The 21,982-nt window shown below is 39.0% G+C and carries 19 protein-coding genes and 1 tRNA gene; 10 read left to right on the top strand and 10 right to left on the bottom strand.

Features of this window, described 5'->3' with window-relative positions:
- Window positions 1-35: 35 nt before the first annotated feature.
- Window positions 36-596, bottom strand: coding sequence for an RNA 2',3'-cyclic phosphodiesterase (gene thpR / locus HUW48_RS21590; protein WP_182412900.1), 561 nt, complete (start codon window positions 594-596; stop codon window positions 36-38).
- Between the two features lie 273 nt (window positions 597-869).
- Here thpR and HUW48_RS21585 point away from each other — a divergent pair.
- Window positions 870-953, top strand: a tRNA-Leu gene (locus HUW48_RS21585).
- Between the two features lie 222 nt (window positions 954-1,175).
- Here the strand turns inward: HUW48_RS21585 and HUW48_RS21580 are convergent.
- The 3 genes from HUW48_RS21580 to HUW48_RS21570 form a co-directional block, all read right to left on the bottom strand.
- A complete protein-coding gene (locus HUW48_RS21580; RefSeq protein WP_182412899.1) occupies window positions 1,176-2,573 on the bottom strand; it encodes a serine hydrolase domain-containing protein in 1,398 nt (465 codons plus the stop codon).
- A gap of 343 nt (window positions 2,574-2,916) precedes the next feature.
- On the bottom strand, window positions 2,917-3,447 hold the full coding sequence (locus tag HUW48_RS21575; RefSeq protein WP_182412898.1) for a hypothetical protein: 531 nt from the start codon (window positions 3,445-3,447) through the stop codon (window positions 2,917-2,919).
- Window positions 3,448-3,523: 76 nt separating this feature from the next.
- A complete protein-coding gene (locus HUW48_RS21570; protein ID WP_182412897.1) occupies window positions 3,524-4,909 on the bottom strand; it encodes a dicarboxylate/amino acid:cation symporter in 1,386 nt (461 codons plus the stop codon).
- A 996-nt stretch (window positions 4,910-5,905) separates the two neighbouring features.
- On the opposite strand from HUW48_RS21570, the gene HUW48_RS21565 reads away from it, so the two are divergent.
- Entirely contained in the window at window positions 5,906-6,058 is a 153-nt protein-coding gene (locus HUW48_RS21565; RefSeq protein ID WP_182412896.1) for a hypothetical protein, read from the top strand.
- A gap of 105 nt (window positions 6,059-6,163) precedes the next feature.
- Here the strand turns inward: HUW48_RS21565 and HUW48_RS21560 are convergent, their stop codons facing one another.
- On the bottom strand, window positions 6,164-6,550 hold the full coding sequence (locus HUW48_RS21560; protein ID WP_182412895.1) for a response regulator: 387 nt from the start codon (window positions 6,548-6,550) through the stop codon (window positions 6,164-6,166).
- A 221-nt stretch (window positions 6,551-6,771) separates the two neighbouring features.
- Here HUW48_RS21560 and HUW48_RS21555 point away from each other — a divergent pair, with 221 nt between their 5' ends.
- The 3 genes from HUW48_RS21555 (at window position 6,772) to HUW48_RS21545 (ending at window position 9,620) form a co-directional block, all read left to right on the top strand.
- Window positions 6,772-7,020: a hypothetical protein gene (locus tag HUW48_RS21555; RefSeq protein ID WP_182412894.1), complete on the top strand. Its 249-nt coding sequence runs from the start codon at window positions 6,772-6,774 to the stop codon at window positions 7,018-7,020.
- 966 nt (window positions 7,021-7,986) lie between these two features.
- Window positions 7,987-8,238, top strand: coding sequence for a hypothetical protein (locus HUW48_RS21550; protein WP_182412893.1), 252 nt, complete (start codon window positions 7,987-7,989; stop codon window positions 8,236-8,238).
- 389 nt (window positions 8,239-8,627) lie between these two features.
- Window positions 8,628-9,620, top strand: a complete 993-nt coding sequence (locus tag HUW48_RS21545; RefSeq protein ID WP_182412892.1) for a dipeptide epimerase — start codon at window positions 8,628-8,630, stop codon at window positions 9,618-9,620.
- A 696-nt stretch (window positions 9,621-10,316) separates the two neighbouring features.
- On the opposite strand, the gene HUW48_RS21540 is transcribed toward HUW48_RS21545, so the two are convergent.
- Both HUW48_RS21540 and HUW48_RS21535 read right to left on the bottom strand, forming a co-directional pair.
- Window positions 10,317-10,958 carry a hypothetical protein gene (locus tag HUW48_RS21540; protein WP_182412891.1) on the bottom strand — a complete coding sequence of 214 codons (642 nt, stop codon included), beginning with the start codon at window positions 10,956-10,958 and terminating at the stop codon, window positions 10,317-10,319.
- Between the two features lie 366 nt (window positions 10,959-11,324).
- Window positions 11,325-12,467 carry a low temperature requirement protein A gene (locus HUW48_RS21535; RefSeq protein ID WP_182412890.1) on the bottom strand — a complete coding sequence of 381 codons (1,143 nt, stop codon included), beginning with the start codon at window positions 12,465-12,467 and terminating at the stop codon, window positions 11,325-11,327.
- Between the two features lie 342 nt (window positions 12,468-12,809).
- Between HUW48_RS21535 and HUW48_RS21530 the strand changes: the two genes are divergently transcribed.
- Together HUW48_RS21530 and HUW48_RS21525 are read left to right on the top strand one after the other, a co-directional pair.
- Window positions 12,810-13,259: a MarR family winged helix-turn-helix transcriptional regulator gene (locus HUW48_RS21530; protein ID WP_182412889.1), complete on the top strand. Its 450-nt coding sequence runs from the start codon at window positions 12,810-12,812 to the stop codon at window positions 13,257-13,259.
- A 75-nt stretch (window positions 13,260-13,334) separates the two neighbouring features.
- Complete coding sequence (locus tag HUW48_RS21525; RefSeq protein ID WP_182412888.1) at window positions 13,335-13,997, top strand: YceI family protein; 663 nt, start codon at window positions 13,335-13,337, stop codon at window positions 13,995-13,997.
- Between the two features lie 161 nt (window positions 13,998-14,158).
- Here HUW48_RS21525 and HUW48_RS21520 read toward each other — a convergent pair whose 3' ends face one another.
- A complete protein-coding gene (locus HUW48_RS21520; RefSeq protein WP_182412887.1) occupies window positions 14,159-16,087 on the bottom strand; it encodes a peptidylprolyl isomerase in 1,929 nt (642 codons plus the stop codon).
- A gap of 344 nt (window positions 16,088-16,431) precedes the next feature.
- On the opposite strand from HUW48_RS21520, the gene HUW48_RS21515 reads away from it, so the two are divergent.
- Complete coding sequence (locus HUW48_RS21515) at window positions 16,432-16,653, top strand: hypothetical protein (protein WP_182412886.1); 222 nt, start codon at window positions 16,432-16,434, stop codon at window positions 16,651-16,653.
- A gap of 138 nt (window positions 16,654-16,791) precedes the next feature.
- Here HUW48_RS21515 and HUW48_RS21510 read toward each other — a convergent pair whose 3' ends face one another.
- Window positions 16,792-17,082 carry a hypothetical protein gene (locus tag HUW48_RS21510; protein ID WP_182412885.1) on the bottom strand — a complete coding sequence of 97 codons (291 nt, stop codon included), beginning with the start codon at window positions 17,080-17,082 and terminating at the stop codon, window positions 16,792-16,794.
- A gap of 433 nt (window positions 17,083-17,515) precedes the next feature.
- Between HUW48_RS21510 and HUW48_RS21505 the strand changes: the two genes are divergently transcribed.
- Window positions 17,516-18,097, top strand: a complete 582-nt coding sequence (locus HUW48_RS21505; protein ID WP_182412884.1) for an SGNH/GDSL hydrolase family protein — start codon at window positions 17,516-17,518, stop codon at window positions 18,095-18,097.
- A 47-nt stretch (window positions 18,098-18,144) separates the two neighbouring features.
- On the opposite strand, the gene HUW48_RS21500 is transcribed toward HUW48_RS21505, so the two are convergent.
- Window positions 18,145-20,616 carry a TonB-dependent receptor gene (locus HUW48_RS21500; RefSeq protein ID WP_182412883.1) on the bottom strand — a complete coding sequence of 824 codons (2,472 nt, stop codon included), beginning with the start codon at window positions 20,614-20,616 and terminating at the stop codon, window positions 18,145-18,147.
- 63 nt (window positions 20,617-20,679) lie between these two features.
- Here HUW48_RS21500 and HUW48_RS21495 point away from each other — a divergent pair, with 63 nt between their 5' ends.
- Entirely contained in the window at window positions 20,680-21,591 is a 912-nt protein-coding gene (locus HUW48_RS21495; protein WP_182412882.1) for a LysR family transcriptional regulator, read from the top strand.
- Window positions 21,592-21,982: the final 391 nt, after the last annotated feature.

The raw sequence follows: 21,982 nt of genomic DNA, 5'->3' as shown, positions 1-21,982 counted from the left end.
TGTAGCTACCTATACTGTTTTTTACTCTCCTAGGTTTATGCTCCTTCCGGGCCAGTTAATGGGTAAAGTATCAAACTCTGATAAATGGGATGGGGACTTGCTAATTTAGATTCCCACAAGGCCACCGAAGAGACCGGTAAAGTAATTTGTTGTGGAGGTACTGTTACCGAAGATAATAGAGGTGGTTTGGTTCCCTTCCGGAAGCGGGCCAAAGTAATGTGAGGAATATAGTTGGCTTGGTTAGAAGAAGAAATGCCTAATTGAGTAGTAAAGGCAGTACATAATTGAGTAAAGGTCGGATGGGTAGCAAACCGGGCCCAAATAAGCCGCGGCGATTTTGGTTTAGGTCCCGGTTCTAGGCGTTCTAATTCTAAGTGAAAGGGAGTTGTATGGCTAGCAACTTGTTGCAAGGCCGTCATTATATTTTCCAGGTGGCTGGTTGGTACTTCTCCTAAAAAGTAAACGGTAAGGTGCAAATTGGCTGCCGGAACAAACCGAACGGCTTCATGCTCGAACGCGGATTGTTGTTGATTAAAAAAATCTTGCAGGTTATCAGGCACGGGAACCGCAATAAATAATCGTCGGGTTTCAGTCATAAAATGGAAATACTTACCAATACAAAATACTCACTCACAAATAAAGAGTTATAGTTTCTATTAATTTTTAATTAAATGGGAGTAATAAGTAAGCAGCGTTGGGTTAAGGTAGCAGTTACTGGCTATTTACTTGTAGTGGAACTGAGGAAAAATTAGTAGTAGAGGCACAATTAAAAATAAAGTAAGTTGCTATAAAAGTAAATTCGGAAAAATAATAAGCAGCTTTCATCCGAAAATAGAATATTTATTTTACATTTGCCCTTCGAAAAATGAGCGCACGTGGCGGAACTGGTAGACGTGCAGGTCTCAGAAGCCTGTGGGAGTTGTCCCGTGGGAGTTCGAGTCTCCCCGTGCGCACTAAGGCAAAAGCCGGCTTTTTAGCCGGCTTTTTTGTTTATCTAGGTTTGTCTGTTAAAATTATCTTATTTCAAGAAATCTGAGAATCAAGATCGCTGTTAAGTAACCGGACAAAATTTATGTAATATAATTGATGCGGCTATTGTTTAAAATTACTTGATATTTAATGACTGAAACACCAAAAGTCTAACATCTAGCATCTAAATACTGGTGTCTCTTTATTTACTGAGTTCCCTGTCTGTTTTGCGTAAATAAATCTGCTTCAGGCCAATTAGTTTTAAGTAAAAGTTGCTCTTTAATGGCGGCGTACAAGGCATCGGTTATAGCAAAAGGCTGATCATTATTGCGGGTATTGGCTAATACGGCAAAACTATATTCATCGTCTAAGCGGGTAAGAATAGCTGAAGTTCCCGGGAAAGAACCGGTATGAAACCAATTATAATATCCCATGTACGTTTGGTTTAACATATCACTCGATACAATATCGGCGGCTTTGGTGTTGCGGTCGATGTGAACCATCAAGCGCATTAAATCAGTGGCAGTAGCCAACCAACCACCGTGCGCATCCATTCGGTTTATATTGTAAGCATAAGGATTGTCATTTTCCTGGTAGTAGGTTACTTCGTTAAGGGCACTTTGGGCTTGGGTATTACTTGCCAGGCGCATATCAATAATTCCTAAAGGTTGCAGTATGGCCGATTGAACATAACTGGAATACGTTTTTCCGCTTACTTTCTCGATGATCCGCCCCAAAACACAATAGCCGAAATTAGAATAGTAATAAGTGCTGCCCGGTGAATATGCTAAGGGGCGATGTTGAACAATATCGGCAATTAACTCTTGGTGCGAAAGATTTAAATTGGCCATCATGGGGTCATTGGGTTGATTTATCCAGCCTGACTTGTGTTCCAGCAAATTTTGCACGGTAATAGCTTCGAGGTTGGAACCAGCAGGTACATTACCAAATTCATTTCTAAGAATGCCGGCCGAACCAAAAACTTTATCCGATAATTTTAATTTACCGTCCTGGGCTAATTTTAAAATGGCAACAGCCGTAATAGGTTTAGAAATACTGGCAATCCGGAATAAACTTTCATTATCAACGGGTTGATGGGTTTCTTTATTCGCGTAACCATACCCTTTAGCAAATACTAACTTCTCGTTTTTAACAATGGCTACTGTTAATCCGGGTACCTGGTATTGTTGCATTACGGTTTCCAGAGCCTGGTCCAGTTCCGGAAACATTGGATGTATTTCTACTCCCTTATAGTTAGCGGATTCGTTAGAGGCGAGTACCCGATAGACAAGTGGAGCCGAAAAATTGTTATTAGTTTTTCTACTGGTTGGCTCATTATTCCCGACGTAAATATTAGATTCAGGTTCATTATCGAAAGAGGCAATAAGATTATTTAAATATAATCCTGCTGGAGCCTGTAATGTAATTCTTTGTTCCATTACATTACCTGTTAAATCTTCTGATAATTCCGGATTAAGAACTTTCAAAAACCTAAAGGCACTTAAATAATTTTGAGCATTGGGTGCAATTACGCTATTATCTTCTTTCTGGCAGCCAAATATAAATAATACAAGCACCAGCATGGCTAGTCTTCCTGTTTTCATGTAAAGGAAGACTAGTAAACTGTAGAAGAATTTAAAGAAAACTCACCTAAAGGCTGGTTAGCAGCAACAAATAAATGAAGGGAATTAGTAAAATAATAAGAGGAAAATAAGCGTAAATGTTTTATTCTAATAAGCATTACAGTTGGTTGACTAATTGTTTAAGACGAGGCAAAACTATAACGCAAATAACAATAATGGAATAGTGTAATTATGACTATTCTAATATAATGATAGCAAGTAGTCTGTTTATTGGAAAGTAGTTAATCTGGGAAAAAGTAAAATAGAAGAACGTGATTGTAAACCTATTTCCAAGTGTGAATTCAGTAAACAAGAAATACAGCTGTTATTTACCGGCAAGTTGGCGCAATAACATTCTACCCCGGGCATTTACCGCCGCGCCGCCTTTTGCCATTTCTTCTTGCACGATTAAAATGGTTTCCCGGCGTAACCAATCGTGTTTTTGAGCCAGATTTGCTAAAGCTTGCAGGCAATGTGCTTTCAAGAATTTATTTGGATCGGTACGCAACCAGGTTAGTATATATTCAATTACCTCGGCTAATTGATCGTCGTCAGAAAAAGGCAAGTAGGATAGGATTAAAGCCAAATGCCAGCGGATAATTGGTTTTTGCGTATGCGGCAAAGCAGCCAGTAAAACATCCTGGTACGGCAACAATAAATGCGGATGGCGCTGACTGATCTTTTCAGAAATATCAGCCGCGTACCGGGCGGTATCTGCTGGCATATCAGAATTTAGCATGGCAGTGAGAAAAACAGCAAATTTATCCGGGTCATCACCCACTTCTTCTACTAAATCTTTTGCTCGTTCGGCGTATTTCTTACCCGGGGCCATTAATTGAGCAAGCAGAGGATGCATTTGGGATTGATCGGTTAATTTTTTCTTACTGCTAGATAATACTTATTTTAAGCTTTGTTTTATCAAGCTGTCAACATTATACTTCTTCAACCATTAACTGCTCGGGAGTTGGATTATCGTTAAACTCGCCTTCCCAACGGGCAATTACGGCAGAGGCTAAACAGTTACCGGTAACATTTACCGCCGTACGAGCCATATCCATTAATTCGTCAATGCCTAAAATAATAAATATGGGTTCAATCGGTAAATTAAAGGAAGCTGCTGTACCCAATAAAATTACTAACGAAGCGCGAGGTACACCGGCTACGCCCTTGCTGGTAAGCATTAAAGTAAATACCATTAGCAATTGTTGTTCCCAGGGCATGTCAATACCCGCGGCTTGAGCCACAAATACTGACGCTAACGAAAGGTATAAGGTAGTGCCATCGAGGTTAAATGAATAACCCATAGGCATCACAAAGGCAATAATTTTACGGGGTACGCCAATACTTTCCATAGCTTCCATGGCGCGCGGTAAAGCGGCTTCCGAACTAGTGGTAGCAAACGCAATAGAAACGGGTTCGGCAACAGCCGCCACAAATTTTTTCACCGGAATCCGGAAGAAGTACGCTACCGGTAATAATACCAATAACACAAAGGCCACCAGCGAAACGTACAAGGTAGCTAACAGCTTAAATAAATTTACTAAAATTCCAAAACCCATGTGACCTACCGTGTAAGCAATAGCTGCTCCTACCGCAATTGGAGCAAAATACATGATAATGTTGGTAAACTTAAACATAGTTTCGGAAAGGCTTTCGGCAAACTCAAGCATAGGACGGCGCTTAGCCTCGCTCAGCATGGCCAGAGCAATCCCGAATAAAATGCTAAATACTACAATTTGCAAAACCTGTCCTTCTGCTACCGATTGGGCAATATTTTCCGGGAAAATATGCAGGATTATATCGGAAATAGTTTGCGGCTCCGGCTTCTTTATTTCGTCGGTGGCATTTACTTTTAGTTGAATTCCCTCGCCGGCTTTGCTGATGTTAATGGCCGCTAATCCAATAAACAAGGCTAAGGTAGTTACTATCTCAAAGTAGATCAGGGCTTTTATACCCATGCTGCCTACTTGTTTTAAATTAGAGTGGCCGGCAATACCTACTACCAAAGTGCCGAATAAGAGCGGCGCAATAATAGTTTTTACTAATTTCAGGAATACTTTACTTAATACATTCAGGTTCTGAGCAAAAACCGGAAAATCATAGCCAATCTCGGCTCCTATTACCATGCTGGCTAAAATCCAGGTAGTTAGCGAACGTTTTAAGTAAGCATAATACAGGAGCAAGGCTATGGCCATCCACCGTACTGTTGTTAAAACCGCCGGGGCAATAGAAATAAAACCGTATTCATTAAGCAGCGAAAGGCTTAGAACGGCCGTAAAAATTAAAATAATGAGTAAAACTAAGCGGGATTTCTGCATAGAAAAAGGAGTAAGCCAATCTGCCGGAGAATTTTACTAAAAGGCCATTTAACCATTATTTAGTCTTACCAACAAGCCCGGACAGACGTATCTTTTATAAGAACAAAGATATTATTTTATTTCTTATTTAAAGAAATTACACATTTGCTCCTGGCCTAAACCGAAAAAACGAAAGAGTAATAGAAGGAAATAGTTTTCTTAAAATAAAGTAGTGGATGCTTTAATTAGAAATTTTAAATGTTTTATGCTTCTAGAAAGCCTAACGATTATTCTTTATTAAATTATTTAAAACATCGGTAAGTACAAGTTTAACCTCTGAGGAAGGTTTGGCTAAGAAAGAGTAAAGAAATAAGTGAATTAATACCTAAGCAAACAGACATGATGCAATAGCAATGCTTAACTTACAGTAACTGATTCGGAAGAGAAGGTGGCCTCAAACTTTTTTGATCCAATTATCTTGTAGATTCTGAAGGAGCGTATTTATTCATGGTTTAAATCCTCAATAAGTTTTGTTTTCCGATGCTTTTAAACTATAGATGTATACTTAGTGTAACAATGTAATAAATACAGATAGCTCTTGATTGATTAAATCAAGGGCTTATTTGCAATATTTTGTAAAAGTTAAAAAACCGGTAAAGAGACCCTACTTTACCGGTTTTTATTTTAATACCCTGAAAGAATAATTCTTATAAAAATTCTATTAGTTTTGAGATACAACAAACTTCAATATTAAGCCGGCGGAGGGTCTCTGCCGGTTTTCTTAGAATTTTTACTCGCTTCCGGCATGTGCCCGTCGCAGGAAGCGTTTTTCCTTTCTCAGTATTACCTCTAAATACCTTGAAGGAAAGAATTGTTACCAGTAGTAAACGGAATTATTTTGTTGTACTTATATAAGTAGCTGATATAATAGGTTTTGGATTAGTATTGGTGCTTTCAAAAAGTGAAACCTTCTGCTCAATAAAAGCGCAACGTATTTAATTCTAAATACTAATCGATATGCAGGTTCTCTTTAATCCTCTGTTTCATTTAGCCTTAGGTGCTACCGGTCTTGAAAGTACAGGAATATTATTAAAAGATGTATTAGCCATTCGGAAGCAGTTCCGGATAGATACAGGCAAAAGCAATCCCAAAAAGGTAGCACAAGTTTAGATGGGAATTCAATTCAAAATCATGGGCAAACCAACCGTAAACTAACCAATTAAAAAGCTGTTTATAGGGAGAATACCTTTTTATTTGGTTAGGAAAGTATATTTTTTAAGCAGCCAATACAGTTTTAAACATGTCCTCGGTTAAGGGCTTTTCTAAAAAAGCAATAATCGGATACTCGTGCGCTAACAGATAATCTAGGGGGTTATTAGAAGTGGTTAGAACAGCAATCTTTAAAGCACAAGTAACAATGGGTGAGTTTTGTAGTTCCTGTAAAAATTCCAACCCATTCATAATTGGCATATTAATATCCAACAGGATTAGTTCCGGACAGTTATTGGATGAACAGCCCTGATTTAACAGCAGTAATGCTTCCTCGCCATTGCCTGCTGTTTGAATTTGATTTGCCTGGGCCACGCTTCTAACTACCCTGGTTATTAAGAAGCGGGATACATCATCATCATCTACTATTAAAATCTTATTTAATGAATTCATTTCGAGTTAACTTCGTCTACACTTTATACTTAGTAACCTGAGATTAAAATAGCAACAATCCAGCATACTTATATAATATTTACTAGCTTATAGTATAAATACGGAGATTATAGCTGCTATTAGAGAGCAAATACACCGAATTATTCTCCAAAACCTTAATTCCATAACTTCCTCATAATCTGGCACAATATTTATAATTTATAATGTTATATCCATGTGTTATGAACCTGTACGACTTTAACCATAAAAACCACGAAAAACGAATAGCATTAATTAGAACGCAAGGTGAATTCTTAGCGGTTCGGGTTAGTAACTATTATGTTATTAAACTGTACTCGGTGGATAAGTTCTTTGCTGAAATCTGGTACCGGGGAGAAAATTGCGAGGTTGGCCTAGTTAGAGGTTTTACCGGCATTGCTTTATTGGAACCTTATTTGGAGATGGTAGATTTATCCGAAATAACGGAATAAAATTATGGAGTGGTGGCAATGGCTTATAGCCACAATCCTTCTGATTGTGGCTATTTTATTTGGGGATTGGCTTAAGAAAAAATTGAAGCCTAAACCAAATAAGCAAAGAAAGTACAAAGGATTGTAAATCTAAGGTTTCTGACTTGTATCCATTTAAAAAATTCCTAAACTTTTTACTAATAATTTGTTGTGAACCAATCAGTTGTGTTTTTAATCCCATTGGTTTAACACATTAAGGGACAAATAAAAAATATTATTAGTGGATGATGTTTCTACAGCTATTTTTTAACCAAGAGTGTACTTGACAGATTTGCAATAAACCTCCAGGTGCAAACTGCGGCCAACGGGGAATCAACTTTGGGAATTGTAAAGGAAGTATGCTGACAAGAGCAATGCCTCAATTTAATTTTATGAGATATTAACATGCCTATAATGGGTGAATTTGAATTTTTAGAAGAATTACAAATATCGGCATAAGAAAACACGGCTACCATTAAGATCGTTGCACTGAGCAGTTCAAGGAATTATCTGGATATAGCTAGATCAAAGGACTTTTTCCTAATCGATTGCATTAAAAAACCACTTACTCCGGAAAAGCTTACTCCCTTTTTAAAGTAGACTTTTTAAGCGCCTTTTAAATTTCCAATTATCGTATTTAATTCAATTCTGTTCAGATAGAGTATTACTGACCGGTAGTGTTCTATTGCACTACCGGTCAGTAATACTTAAAAAGAGTTACTCTTTTATAATTCTATTAGTTTTGAGATACAACAAACCTTCAATTAAGCCGGCGGAAGGTTTCTGCCGATTTTCTTAAATTTTAAAATAGGGCCAGTGTAATGAATGCTTCTTTTTTGAGTATTAATTCTAAATCCACCTTAGCAGAAATTTGTTACCGGTAATAAGTGGATAATTTATTTCAACCCATAATTATACAGGGCGTATAGCTGGAATAATTACTAAATCATGGAAAAAGAATACTTTGAATTACCAGTTACCTATAAAGGAGAGGAACGGGATTTTAAATCAAGGCTTATCATGGCCGGCTACATGCATAAGATAGAAGTGGAGGTGGATGGATTGCTCGTCTATTTTGAATCAGACGATGAGCAGAATTACCGGGCATTGGTAGATCAGGATCAAATAGATAAACATTCTAAAGTAGATATAGGATTGCTACAAGCTATAGCAAAAGTCATTGAATCCGTGCGGCAGTAAAATTAGAACATTTATAAATGAACCTATACAACTTCAACTTCCTTACTCCTGAGCAAAGATTTTTACTGGTATAAAAGCAAGGAAAGTTCCTGGTCGTTCGCCTTCTATTTGTTCTTACTCACTGGGTAAGTACTTTGCCGAGGTCTGGTATTAGCCAAGGTCGATGATATTGAGCTGGTGTATGGTTTTAAAATTAAAACCCAGCGTGAACCTTACTTGGACATGGTGGATATTGCAGATATAAAAATTAACTTAAATTAATTCTTTAATCAGACACCATAATGGGTAAAACATTAGATTTAGTTAATAAATGTAATGGCAGTGTTTTTATATAGAGAGTTTTAAAAAGCATTTGCAAATAGTAGAAAATAAAAGAAAGCTAACTGTATATGCTTACCTGGCACATTGAGACCAAAGTACTTTCGTTACGCTACACCTGGAAAATTTCCCGCAACGCCGCAGATAGTAAAATCAATTTATTTGTGCGCGTATCTGACCAGCAATTTTTAGGAATTGGGGAGGCTGCTCCTAATGTACGTTACCATGAAACCCCCGAACTCTTGCTACAGCAATTTCAAAACTTGCTCCGTAATGGTTTAGCGTACATCCGTTCTATTTCGGAATTGGAGACTTTGCTTAAATTGTACCCGGTAGCCAATTCTTTGCGCTTTGCCGTGGAGTCGGCGTACGTGCATTTTATTTGCTGGCAGCAGCAACTCACGGTGAGTCAATTTTTAAAGTTACCTCAGCCCGAAACTGTGCCTACCATTTTTTCTTTACCCATAATGGCACCCGAGTTAATAGGTGATTTTATTAAAGTAAATAATTTAACGCGTTTCTCTCCTTTAAAAGTGAAGGTAAACCAGACGGATGCCTTGGTCTTAGTGCAAGCTGTAGCAGCAGTTACCGTAAGTCCTATTATTATTGATGGCAACGAGGCCTGGACGAACCCCGACGAACTTCTTGTTTTTCTACGGGAGTTAAATGGTTTACCAATCCTTTTTATCGAACAGCCCTTACCGGCTAGTCAGTTAGAGGCTTACCAGTATTTAAAAAAGCAGAGTCCTTATCCAATTTTCGCTGATGAATCGGTAACGAACGAACCTGATTTTGAGAAGCTACGTGCGCAATTTCACGGCATTAATATGAAATTAATGAAAGCGGGCGGTTACCTAAACGGACTGCGGATATTACAAGAAACCCGTGCCTATGGTTTACAGCCTATGATTGGGTGTATGGTAGAAACTTCGTTGGGAATCTGGTCGGCTATGCAGTTATGTTCCGGTATTCATTACGCCGATTTAGATGGCTTTTTAATTTTAAAAGAAGAGCCATTTGGCATGGTAAAAGAAGAAGACGGGCAGCTTATTTTAAATAAATAAACTTTATGAAGGAGCTGTTTGAAAGTAAAAAGACATAAGTATTCAGATATCAGACACCAAACTTCTTTGTATGTAATAGGCTTTATTTCTGCTTATAACACTAAATACATTTCTAATAAACGGGTTGAATTAAGTTTGTCCTTTTACTTGAATATTGCTCTAGTTTATAGGCTTCGGATGTATTCTATGATTCGGTAAAGATTTACTAAACTAGCTACTTATATCTTATGGTCTTAACTACCACTTATAAGATTAAGCAAATTAGGTAAGTCCACCAAATAAGCTTGTACCACACCTAGATACCAGTTCAGATCATCAGGCATAACAGCCTATTAATCGTCATCCTACCAGAATATAACCGGTTCACAACGACTGCTAGAGCAGTGTTAAAAAGTAATTTTTTTTGGTTGAAGGAGAAAATAAATTACTTTTCTTAAACTCTTCTTATTGACTTGAACAAGTGGGATAAATAGTTTTTCTACCTATTCAGGGTTTAGGTAATCTTATTTTCAAAACCGCTGGATTTATCATCTCTTTATTAGGCAAGTGGTTTAGGAAATTAAGCAGGATAGCTTTACTTAGAGAACTAGTTAAAAAAAAGCCAACAGACAACATCTGTTAGCTTTTTAGCGCCTATTATGAAAAAACTATAAATTCTAACTTATCTCTAATCTAGCTGCAAAACTTAGTAAATACTTATCTTAAACCGCCTGTAGTAGTACCGGAAGTACTGCCACCAGAGCCAGAAGTAGAACCACTTGTAGATCCTGTACCAGAAGTGCTACCGCCGGAAGTTGTTGCTCCGGTTGTGCCGCTGGTAGTTCCGCCAGCTGTTGTACCACCCGAAGTAGTAGGTCCGGTTGTAGTTCCAGAAGTAGTAGTTCCAGAAGTGATGGCTCCGGAAGTGGTACCGCTGGTTGTTCCGGATGTAGTGCCACCAACAGTTGTTCCTGAAGTGGTACCAGAAGTAGTTCCGCTAGTAGTGCCAGTAGTAGTTCCACTGGTTGTACCGGCTGTAGTGCCACTGGTAGTTCCAACAGTTGTAGAACCACTTCTTGATCTACCGGAGGTAGTTCCGGAAGTGGTGCCGCTGGTAGTGCCCATAGTACCTGTGGTTGTACCAGAAGTAGTACCGCTGGTCGTGCTTCCTCTTCTTATCGTACCGGAGGTAGTTCCACCGGTAGTGCCGCTAGTTGTTCCCGTAGAACCGCTAGTAGTGCCAGCAGTGGTACCTGTTCCAGAGGTAGTTCCTGAACCAGAAGTGGTAGTTTGGGCATTGGTTAAATAACTGGCAAATACCAAGGCAATGGCTGGTAAAAACTTTAATTTGTTTGTCATAGCTTAAAAAATTAATAGAAAAATAAAAATTTAGTTAATAAGGTATCCTATGATTCGGGCTTGTATGCTTCGGTAAGAAAATCCTTTAATCCTCCTTCGCAGTCCTAACCCTTTTAAAATCTTTCCTATTCTACTCTAATTAACTTCTTTCTAAAATTATGATTCTCTTACTTTTAAGAGATTATGTCCTTTTACGCGGGTTTTAAAGAGAGAACTAACAATTAAATACTTATTTTAAGCTGAAAAATACGGATTTACCCCGCTTAGTACGGATAAATAAGACTAATTGCAAGATTTTTAAGTGGTTATATAGGTTAAAAGCTCTTAGTGGATAGCTGTTTTATCCCAGAAAAATTAAAGCAAAAATTAACTTACGTCAGGAAGCCGGCTGTATTGATATCGTTGAAAGAGTAGATAAGCAAAAACAATCAGGGTAAGAACAGGTAAAAAATAAAAGGTTTTAAGATAAATTTCCAGAATATAAAACAAGACCATAATTACTACTAATACCATACTACTAATAATGTAGTGGCGGGTAGGTACTTGTTTAAAGTTAATCCCCTGAATAATGCCGAGTGGTAAGATAAACAAGGTAATTCCAATTATCATTAACAAGTTAGCCAGGTTCGCCAGCGTACTAATGTGGCTGAGAATACTGTACTCGAGTCCTACTCCCAGAATAACAATCCCGATGTAAATAAAAAAATGCAGGTAAGTATAAAGCAACCCCGTGCCTTGTATTTTACCGGTAACAAATTCTTCGATGTAATCGAAGTAAATCCACCAGACCAGAACAATTAAAATAAAGCTGCAAATGGCATTAGCGCCGGTAAAAAACTGCCATAATTCCAGGTTAGTTAAGGCTCTGGTAATTCGTAAAATACTTTCGCCTAACACAATTATTACAAATAAACCAAAGCGTTCGGGTAAATGGGTATTCTGAATAGGCTTTTCCCGTAGTCTTTTGTGGTTCATCCAAGGAATAATAAACTCTAAAAGCCAACTAAAACCCCATAAGTAAAATCGCCCGGGTGGAGGTGTAAAAATGGATATTATCCATATAATAGCCCCAATCGAAAATCCGATTAATAAAGGAGTAACAATGCTACGACTATCCGGCTCGTGGTAGAATACCCGAAGGTACATTATCAGCAATACCAACCGAATAAATAAATAAGCGCAAGCAAATAGATAAGATTCTTTTAATAAAGCTTCCTGAATAAAGACCGCGATAAAAAGGGAACCTAACACTTGAAGTAAGGTAAGTATCCGGTGCCTTTGATCGTCGAGTTCAAAGCGATTAGCGTACATGGTATGGCCGGTCCAGGCCCACCAGATTGGAATAAATAACAAAACGAACTGCCACAAGCTTACCAACGTTAAATCTTTCGATAAATGAGTAGTAAGTTGCCCAATAGCAATTACAAAAATTAAATCGTAAAAAAGTTCGAGCCAGGTAGCATGACGTTCCTGCTGTTGTGGCGTATCAGTTTTAGGCGAGTCATCCATAAGATCTCAAAAATTAACCAGAAGTAAGATTTAACAACGCTTTTTAACAGTTCAAGCAAATTAAGCTTCGTTAATATTTGGTTCTGGTTAAGAATAGCAGCTTTTTTGAATAGTTTAAATTCGTATTTTAAAGAATATTCAGAGATTGTTTTTTGTTAATCGAGTAGCTATTTAAGGTTTTGATTAACAATGTCTTATTGAATTAAAAATAGCATCTTAGCAATACGGCGACCTTGGTAATTGGTTTTAAGGAAACAAATAAAGTAAATTCTAAAAAAAAATAAATTAATAATATGTTGGTACATTAAATGTATATACATATATTTGTAACGTTAAAAGGATATGAAGATAGAAGAAGAGATTAAGCAGAAAACTTTTAAAGATGTGTATCAAAAAATATACATAAATATTGGGTACACAGCTGGTTGGTTACAAGTGCAGCAAGCAGCTGTTTTTAAGAAGTTTGGACTTACGTTGCCACAGTTTAATATTTTACGCATTCTGCGGGGGCAATACCCAAAACCAGCAACGGTAAATTTGCTGATTGACCGAATGCTGGATAAAACATCTAATGCTTCCCGCATTGTAGATAAACTGGAGGTAAAGAATTTAGTAACGCGTCATCAATGCCCGAATGACCGCCGGACGGTAGATATTCTGATTACGGAAAAAGGGTTATCGTTATTGCAGCAAATTGACGAAGACCAAGGTACCCGGATTCCAGGTTTGGAAAACTTAACCATAGCTGAAGCCGAAGAGCTGAGTCGCTTGCTGGATAAAATCCGGGATTAGAACTAAATAAAACCAATTATTTACACCTTAAAATTAAAAATAGAATCTTATCAACCTTAGTATTTTAAATTAATCATGAAAAAGACATTATTATCAGTTGCTGTTGTTGCTAGTTTATTTTTTGCCAATGCTGCTTCGGCTCAAGCCTTAGCTTCTGCTGCTAAAACTACCAAAGCCGTAAAAGCAGCTACCGTTTATAAAGTAGAAACTTCTCAAAGTAACCTGGAGTGGAATGGTAAAAAAGTTACCGGCGAACATACCGGCAACATTGCTATTTCTAAAGGCGATATATTAGTAAATGGCAATAGAATTGTGAGCGGTACTGTTTTAATCGACATGAATTCTATTACGAATAAAGACCTGACCGATGAAGGTTATAAGCAAAAATTATTAGGTCACTTAAAATCTGATGATTTCTTTTCTACGGAAAAACACCCAACCGGTACTTTAAAAATTACCAGCGTTACTCCTCTTAAAGGAGCTGCTGCCGGAGCGGCTAATGCTACCGTTAACGGTGATTTAACAATCAAAGGAATTACCAAGCCTGTTTCTTTTCCGGCTACTGTTAGCGTGAAAGATGGAGTGGCTACCGCTGTTGGTACGGCTACTTTAAATCGTACTAACTGGGATATTAAATATAACTCTAAGAGCTTTTTCCCGAATATCGCCGATAAAGCTATTTACGACGACTTTACCGTTAAATTTAATTTAGTTGCTAAAAGCGATCGTAAAGCTTAAATAATACCTTAATTTTTTACTTTTCTGTTTTTTAACCTATAAGGGAGGCCAATTCTACTGGTCTCCCTTATTTATTCTGGAAAAAATTCAAAATGATGCAGGTAAACTTTTTATAATGAAAATTATATTTTTAGTTTGTTACAACTTAGAATTCTAATCGGTTACTGCATTCTAACTTCTATAATTTTATCTCCCACTTCTAACAAGGGCAATACTTCTAATCCTTTTACTACCTTAGCGAAAATGGTATAGCGGCCATCAAGGTGGGGGGTAGGAGAGTGGGTAATAAACCATTGGCAACTTTCGGTGTCTTTACCCGCCGAGGCCATCCCCACAAAGCCTTCGCGGTAACGTAGATTGGCAAACTCCGAGCGAATAGCATAATCCCTACCGCCCCAACCATCGCCGCGCGGGTCACCACCTTGTATGACAAAGTTGGGGACTACCCGGTGAAAGTTTTTGTCGTTAAAAAAGCCGTTGCGCGCTAGCAGCACGAAATTAGCAACGGTACCCGGGGCTTGTTCCACAAATAACTGCAGTATTACTTCTCCCCGGTTTGTTTGAATGGCCACTTTCTGGTTTGCCGGAATACTTTTTACTAAATTCCAATCTATGGGGTGCGAAAAAGGGTTTTTAGGGGCAGCAGGTTCTGGTTTCCCTTCAAAATAAGCTACGGTTTTCGCAACTTCCTGGTACGCTTCGTTATCGCGGGGTAAGACTAATTTATCTAAGGCCGTTTTTAAGAAGCTTGTATTCGTAAAATCCGCTTTAAAATTTAATTCGGGTTGTCGCAGAATGCCAGCTGTAATTCCTACGGCGGCTATATCGCCGGAAGAAATGGTCCGTTGAAATAAGTTGGCAAAGTGCTTTTTTTGATTCGATGGAAAATTTTTCTCGCTGCGAAGTTGAGTTAAGGCTTCTATGCCGTAAGTGCGTACAACCGGTATCTGAGCGGCAAATGTTTCCTGCTCCACAAAACTGGCGCCTGCTATATCTTTTGCGGCTGCACTTAGTAAAGCAGCTTTTTCGTAAAAATTGTTGGTTTGTTGGTAACGTTCCTGGATGCTGCTTAAAACCTGTTTTTTATCCGGATGTTGCTTCATAGCGGTTGCCAATAAACTAGCTCGTACCCGCCAGCGTAAAGTTTGTTCGGCTTTTTGTAATAACTCGGGCGCTTCTTCGGGAGTAGATTTGCCGGCAATTAGGTCGGCGGCGGTAAGGGCAACATTTATATTTTTGTCGGTTAAGGCGCGCCATACTATTGGTTTTACCAAAATCCAAACCTGGTTGGTTAAAGCCCGAAGCGAATTTAATCGCACCCGGTAATCGGGCTCGGTTTCCATTATTCCCGCTACCTCTTCGGGTAAATGGGTTGCTTTAGATTTACTTAATGCCAGCGCGGCGGCCATGCGTACTTCCGGGCTCGGATCAATTTGAACAGCTGTTAAAACGGCTTCGGTATGCGGCGTTATATCTAGCTTTGTCGTCCGGGCTAAAAAATGACTGGCTGCTAACCTGGTTTCTGGGCTGGGAGAACTTAATAAGCTAATTATTTTAGGTAGGGCAGTTTTGAATTGTAATGGACGAGAGTGGGCCCGGTAAATACCCCAGGCCTGGCCTGCTTGCACTATAGGGTCCGGAAAATCATATTTTACTAAAGTCTCCAAACCTTTTTGGGTGGCACATTTACCTAGTGCTTCTAATAACTCCGCGTTTACTGCCGCCACAGTTTCTTTTTCAATAGCAGCTTGCAGAATTTCCTCTACCGAAGCTTTTCCGGTCTGCCCTAAAGCGTAAGCCGCTGCCCGCCGTACCGTCGATTCCGGATCGGTAAGTAACGGAGTAAGGGAAGTAATTGCCTGCGAGTCTTGCACGGAAGCAAATGCCTGGGCGGCTTCTTGCCGGTAACTGGCATCTGCGTGGGTTAAGTAAGGCAGTAAAACAGAAGTTTGCCGTTCGTCCTGGGCCGTGTAAATAGTTTGTAAAGTAGTATCGTTAAATTTATTAGTTAAAAGAGAAGAACTTTGCCGCCCAGGTTTTTGGCAGCCCATACAAAATAAATAAAGCAGCAGAAAGTAATAATATTTCATAAAGATGACCTCCTGCCGGAAGATACAGAAAACCATAAAAAATTACCAAAATACTCCCTGCTTAGCTAAAAACCTGAAACCGGCAAAAGAAACATTTAGTCATTAGTTACGCCGTTTAGTAAAAGGTTTAAGTTAAATGAGTACCATTATAGCTATAGGAAAGCATTGATAAGTAATACTAGGGTATTTACAAAAGGAACATTCTGGCTTGTTTATAAAGCTCCAAAGCCAATTAAAATAATGTATTGTATGTCAGTAATTTAAATTTATTTTTTCTTTTAATTAAACCGATATATCAAAAAAGACGAAAGAAGGTATTTGTTAGATTTACTTAATTTTAACCTATGTATACCACAACAATTGTAATTAATAATTCGGAAGCTTACGTGAGAAGTCCCCAACTACTGAGAGAAGATGTACTAACCAAGCTTTGTGTTGAAGCTGAGGCTGTAACAGGTGCCAGGCCGGAAAAGGACGAAATTGAGATAATAAGCGGTTTCCCTGAACTTATAGATGGGGAATTACTGCCTTTTACTGTAGAATGGGAAATTATACCTAAAGCGTAACCGATCCAAAAAGCCTCTCGCGTATAGCAAGGGGCTTTACTTTATATTAACTACGCTTTTAATCTTTCTGATCTACTTCCGTCATTTATTATTTCAACAAATCCCGTTGGTTTAGGGATTAAAGGAATTTGTAAAAGTTTAATCTTCCTCCCTAACTGTTAATAGTAATTCTAAATATTCTGGTGTCATATTTAGGTCACATACAATATAATACCCTTTATCTCTTAGAAACTCTAATTCTGCTTTACTAAACCCAAAAACTTTATTAAACCTTGCTAAATCCACTAACATGCCTTTGGTGGGAGTGTAAGGAAGGTAGAAAACCACGCCATTTACTTTTTTTAGAATAGATAAATGTAGCCCCTTATTTTCAAAACCATACAGGTAATCATCTAAAGGTTCTTGTAATAAGTAAAAGGCTACTTTCATATTCTTAATTCATAAATTCAAAAGGCATTGTAGTATTTACGCTAGCTGTCCAGAGTGGCGGTGATGCCTTTTTTACTTTTTTTAGGATGGAGAAGTTTACTTCCTAATAATAGTTAAAAGTATTTTATAATAGAGAATTCTACGAAAATAGTAGGTGAAAAAAATATAAAAAATACCCTAAAGCTTTCGAAGGCAGGAACTAGAATTAGCAGTAAGGATTGTTACTTTGTACAGTAACAAAGCTTTACAAAATCAGAGCGCCTGGCAAACCGAGAATAGTTTACAAAATGAGTAGAGGAACCAAGGATGTAAAAACAGATAGGTTTCTATATGAATAAACACGCGTATAAAGTATAACCTATAATTTTAGCCTATGAAAAAGTGTGTTTTCTTCCTTCTGCTAGTACTCTGTTCCGCTTGTGAAAATAGGTTTATGCGCACTATTGTTTTTGACGGAGATAGTATGACTGCGCCCAACCCTGCGGATGGTGGTACCGAATGGCCGTTGCTGTTAAAAGAGCAATTATGGTCGGGCTATTCGGGCTGGCAGAACTATGCGAAAAACGGCCAAACCGTAGACCAAATGTTGCAAGATCAAAACGGTCAGATTATCGCCAGGTATAAATTCAGCAATACCATGCTTATGGTTTGGGCAGGCATAAACGACTTGCATTTAGGGGTAAATGCCGATTCATTAATTGAAAGAATAACTATTTACCACCAAAAATCTGATCGGTACTCTATCCGTACATTTGCCTTTACTCTTACCGCTAGTCAGATTCCAAAATACGCCCCGGTACACCAACAGATAGAAACGGAAAGACTTAAATTTAATAGCTGGTTACGAGCTAATTATAAGTTGATTGGAGCAGATGCTTTAGTAGATTTAGCGGCTGATAAGCGAATAGGAGAATTTGATTCCGTTTTAAATCAGCAATACTTTCAGGCAGATAGATTACACATGAACCAGGGAGGGCGTAAGGTAGTAGCCGAGCTAGTAAAAGCACAACTTTAAGTAAATTTAAAGGCTTATCTATCTTTATCTTATATTCTCTGAGTTTATTAACCTGCACGCCTTTTTTCATCTTCGGCACCCCCGGAGCGCCGCCGTGCGGGAGCCGCCTGGCTTTGACCAAACTGGTACGTAAAGCTAATGGTGGCTACCCGCGAATCGCGCCGTTGAAAAAAGCGTTCGGTGTAACCGGTAAGCGCAGTAATTGCCCGGACTTTGTTCGTGTAAAAAGCATCGGTTACGTTTAATTTCACATTCGCCTTTTTCTGCCAGAGTTGCTTTTGAATGCCCCCGGTAACAAACCAGATAGGTTTAATATCCAGGAATCCGTAGATTTCCCGAGCTTGATATTCCCCGGTTACCTCGGCAGTCCAGTCTTTGTTTAGCACAAAAGTGTTATTGGAGTTAATATTAAACGTAGGCCGACCGTTCCGTAGATTGGTATTTGCTAAATTACCCTGGTACAAACCATAATAAAACGATGCATTAGTTACGCTATTAAACCAATTGCCAATGGAAGCCGGCACGGACAGGTTTATACCGTAATAATTATACTTAGCCAGGTTGCGATCGGTTTGTATTACCACTTTGTCTAGTTCCGGATCGGGTGAGAGAACCGAAATAATGTTATCGGTGGTGCGGCTGTAGGAGTATTTGGTTGTAATTTTTTGCTTGATAGTATGCGTAAACTCCACCGAATACGTTAATTGCGGCTTTAGGAAAGGATTACCGGTAGAGTACGTACTGGGGTCCAGGAAATACTTGAATGGGTTTAGCTGGTTATAAGTAGGCCGGTCTATGCGGCGGCTCAGCGACAAGCCCAGGTCGTGCATTTTGTTAACGGTATAGCCCACAAAGGCACTCGGAAATAATTGGGTATAATTCCGGTTAAACTCTTGCCCATCGGAAAGTTGCTTGCCATCTGCAATGGTATTTTCGACCCGCAAGCCTAGCTGTAAACTGGCTTTGCTCCATTTTTTAGAGGCATTAAGGTAAGCCGCGTTAATGTTTTCTTTATAAATAAAATGGTTGCTTTTGCTTGGGTCCAGCACGTTGCCGTTGTTACTGCGGTCGAGGAACTGTAAATTGTTATCGGCTTTTACCGAACTGCTTTTCAGGCCGGCTTCTAGTTTCCCTTTGATACCTTTTAGCGGTTGAGTATAATCTACTTTCGCCGATTGAATAATTAAATCTCCGTCTAAATCGCCGTACAATAAATAAGGCGAACGGGTAGGTTCGTTTTGCAGGTTAAAATAGTTAGTAGTATAATCCTGGATATCGGTGGTTTTATAAGAAATATAATCAAAGTCGGCGGAAATTTCCCGGCCCAAGCTGTCGAGGGTATGTTTCAAGTTAAGGTTAGCCGAACCATTATACCGGTTAGTGCCGGTAATAGCCTTCGTCAGGAACGACGAGGCAGGCTGATGCTGTTCATCCAGCACTCCGGCCTTATTGTCGGTGGTGCGGTTAATATCGTTCGCAAACCCGTTTACTACCACCCCCACAATGGTCTTGGGGGATACGTAATAATCCATACCCACCCGGGCAGAATGGTTATTTAAGATAAAGCCGAAGTTGTTTTTCTGGTCGTAGGCACCAATATAGGTTAGACCTTCGAAAAACTCCCGGTAAATATCTAACTTAGATAGTTCGCTTCGGTGCACGTAATTGTAACTGGCAAATAAGTTTATTTTCTTACCCCGGTGGTTTACCTGCACGCCTTGGTTGGATTTTTCGTACTTGCCGTGCCCGAACGACGAAGTAAGGGTACCGTTGGTGCCCATGCGTTTGTCTTTCTTTAACCGGATATCTATAATGCCCGCATTACCAGCAGCCTCGTATTTGGCCGATGGATTAGTAATTAAATCAATTTTTTCTACTGAATTCGCTGATAAGCCCCGCAGCATATTAGCCAGTTCGGTGCCCGACATGGGTACCCGTTTCCCATCAATCATCACGATTACACCCGGACGGCCGCGCATACTAATGTTATCGTTCTGGTCTACGTTTACGCCGGGGGCTTTTTCGAGTACTTCCAAAACCGTGTTGCCGGCAGCCGTAATGCTGTTTTCTACGTTTAAAACAGTTTTATCAAACTGTTGCTCAATAAAGGGTTTCTTGCCTACTACATCTACTTCCTTTAAAGTGGTTGCTCTCTCGGAAAGGTTTATTACCCCTAAATCAACATTTTTCTCTAATGGTATAACCGCTGATTGGTATACCGCAAAATCAAAATGGGTTATTACTACTTTGTACGTGCCAACAGCTAAATTTTGAACCACAAAGCGACCTTCAAAATCCGAAACTTCTACTTTTACCAAGGTGCCAGCCGGCTCCTTGGTTACCTGAATGTTGGCGCCGCTCACCGGTTTGTTTTGCAGCCCCATCACCTGGCCCCTTAATTCTAACCGCCAAGGCGTTTCCTGCGCCCATCCTAATTGCCCCAGACCTAAAAATAAAGCCAGAATCAGCTTAGTAACCTTGCTGCCCATATCACTCAATCTTAAAATTTTATAATTCAAAAATAAAGCTTGAATAATTATTTAAAAAATATACTTTAGCTTACCATTTGATATAAAAAATATATGGATGTAAAGCCAGATATAGACTTGAAAGTGCTGTATTACTTTACCGTAGTAGCCGAAGAAAAGCACTTTGGCTTGGCAGCCAAGCGCATTGGCATTGAGCAGCCGCCGTTAAGCTTAGCCATGCAAAAATTGGAGAGGAAAATGGGTGGTAAGTTGTTCGACCGCAGTAACCGGCGTATTGCCCTCACCGAAAGCGGCGAAGCCTTACTGCCCGAAGCCTTAAAATTACTAAATACTACTAAACACATAGTTGATAAAATCAGACGAATTAACCGGGGCGAAGCAGGCGTTTTAAATATAGGCTTTACCTCTTCTACTATTTTTTGCGGCGTTCCGGAATTAATACAAAAACACCGGCAAGCCTACCCACACGCCGAGTTCTCGCTGCGCGAACTTTCCCCGGCGGCTCAACTGGCCGAATTAAAAAACGGAACCCTGGACGTAGGCTTTATCCGGGAACCGACAACAACAACGGGTATTTCTTGCCGGCCCATGCAGCAGGAACATTTTGTGGCGGCGCTATCTGGCAGGCATCCTTTGGCCCATAAGAAACAACTTAAGTTGAAGGATTTGGAAAAAGAGTCATTTGTGTTGTTTCCGCAATTCATCGCACCTAAATTGTATGATAAGCTCCAGACTATTTTTAAAGCGGCACAGCTTGCTCCGCAGATTGGCCAGGAAGCCAACGAATGGCAAACTATTGTGAACTTAGTGGAAGCCAACCTGGGTATTTCCGTCTGTCCTTCATCTTTCCAGAAACTGCAAATCGGGCAAATCCGATATATTCCGCTTACAGATGTAAAAATTAAAACCGGTGTGAGTGTGTGCATCAATGCGGATTACAAATCCAAATTAATTGATTCCTTTATGGCTCTGATAGAGGAAGAAGTTGCCCAAAGCGGCAAGTAGTTAATTAGGGCTGCTTTAAAAATAATAGTAATTAGGGTAGAGCAAAAGCTAGTTAGGCCTATTCGTTTTAATTGCTCTTGTACATAAAATTTATTATAAGAAGTTCTCCTTTAGTAAATTCATCTATATGATTTACTAATACTAATTATTAAATCTATTTTCTGCTAGGGAGTCACCTAAAGGCAACTTAAAGTTTTAAGCTTATTTATAAATTATTGTATTTTTTATATGCTATAAGTAGTTTGTTTACCTGAACTGCTTATATATTTTAACTATTCCTTACTTTTAGGTGCTATCCAATTGAAAAGCGGTAATAATAGTTTTATGGCAAGGGTAGGACCAGAGGCATTGTATTCTTTCTGTTTGAAAATACAAACAATCATAACGGTTA

Source organism: Adhaeribacter radiodurans (assembly GCF_014075995.1).
Taxonomy (GTDB): domain Bacteria; phylum Bacteroidota; class Bacteroidia; order Cytophagales; family Hymenobacteraceae; genus Adhaeribacter; species Adhaeribacter radiodurans.
Note: the sequence above shows the minus strand (reverse complement) of the source record. Positions and strands in the feature narration are given on the sequence as shown.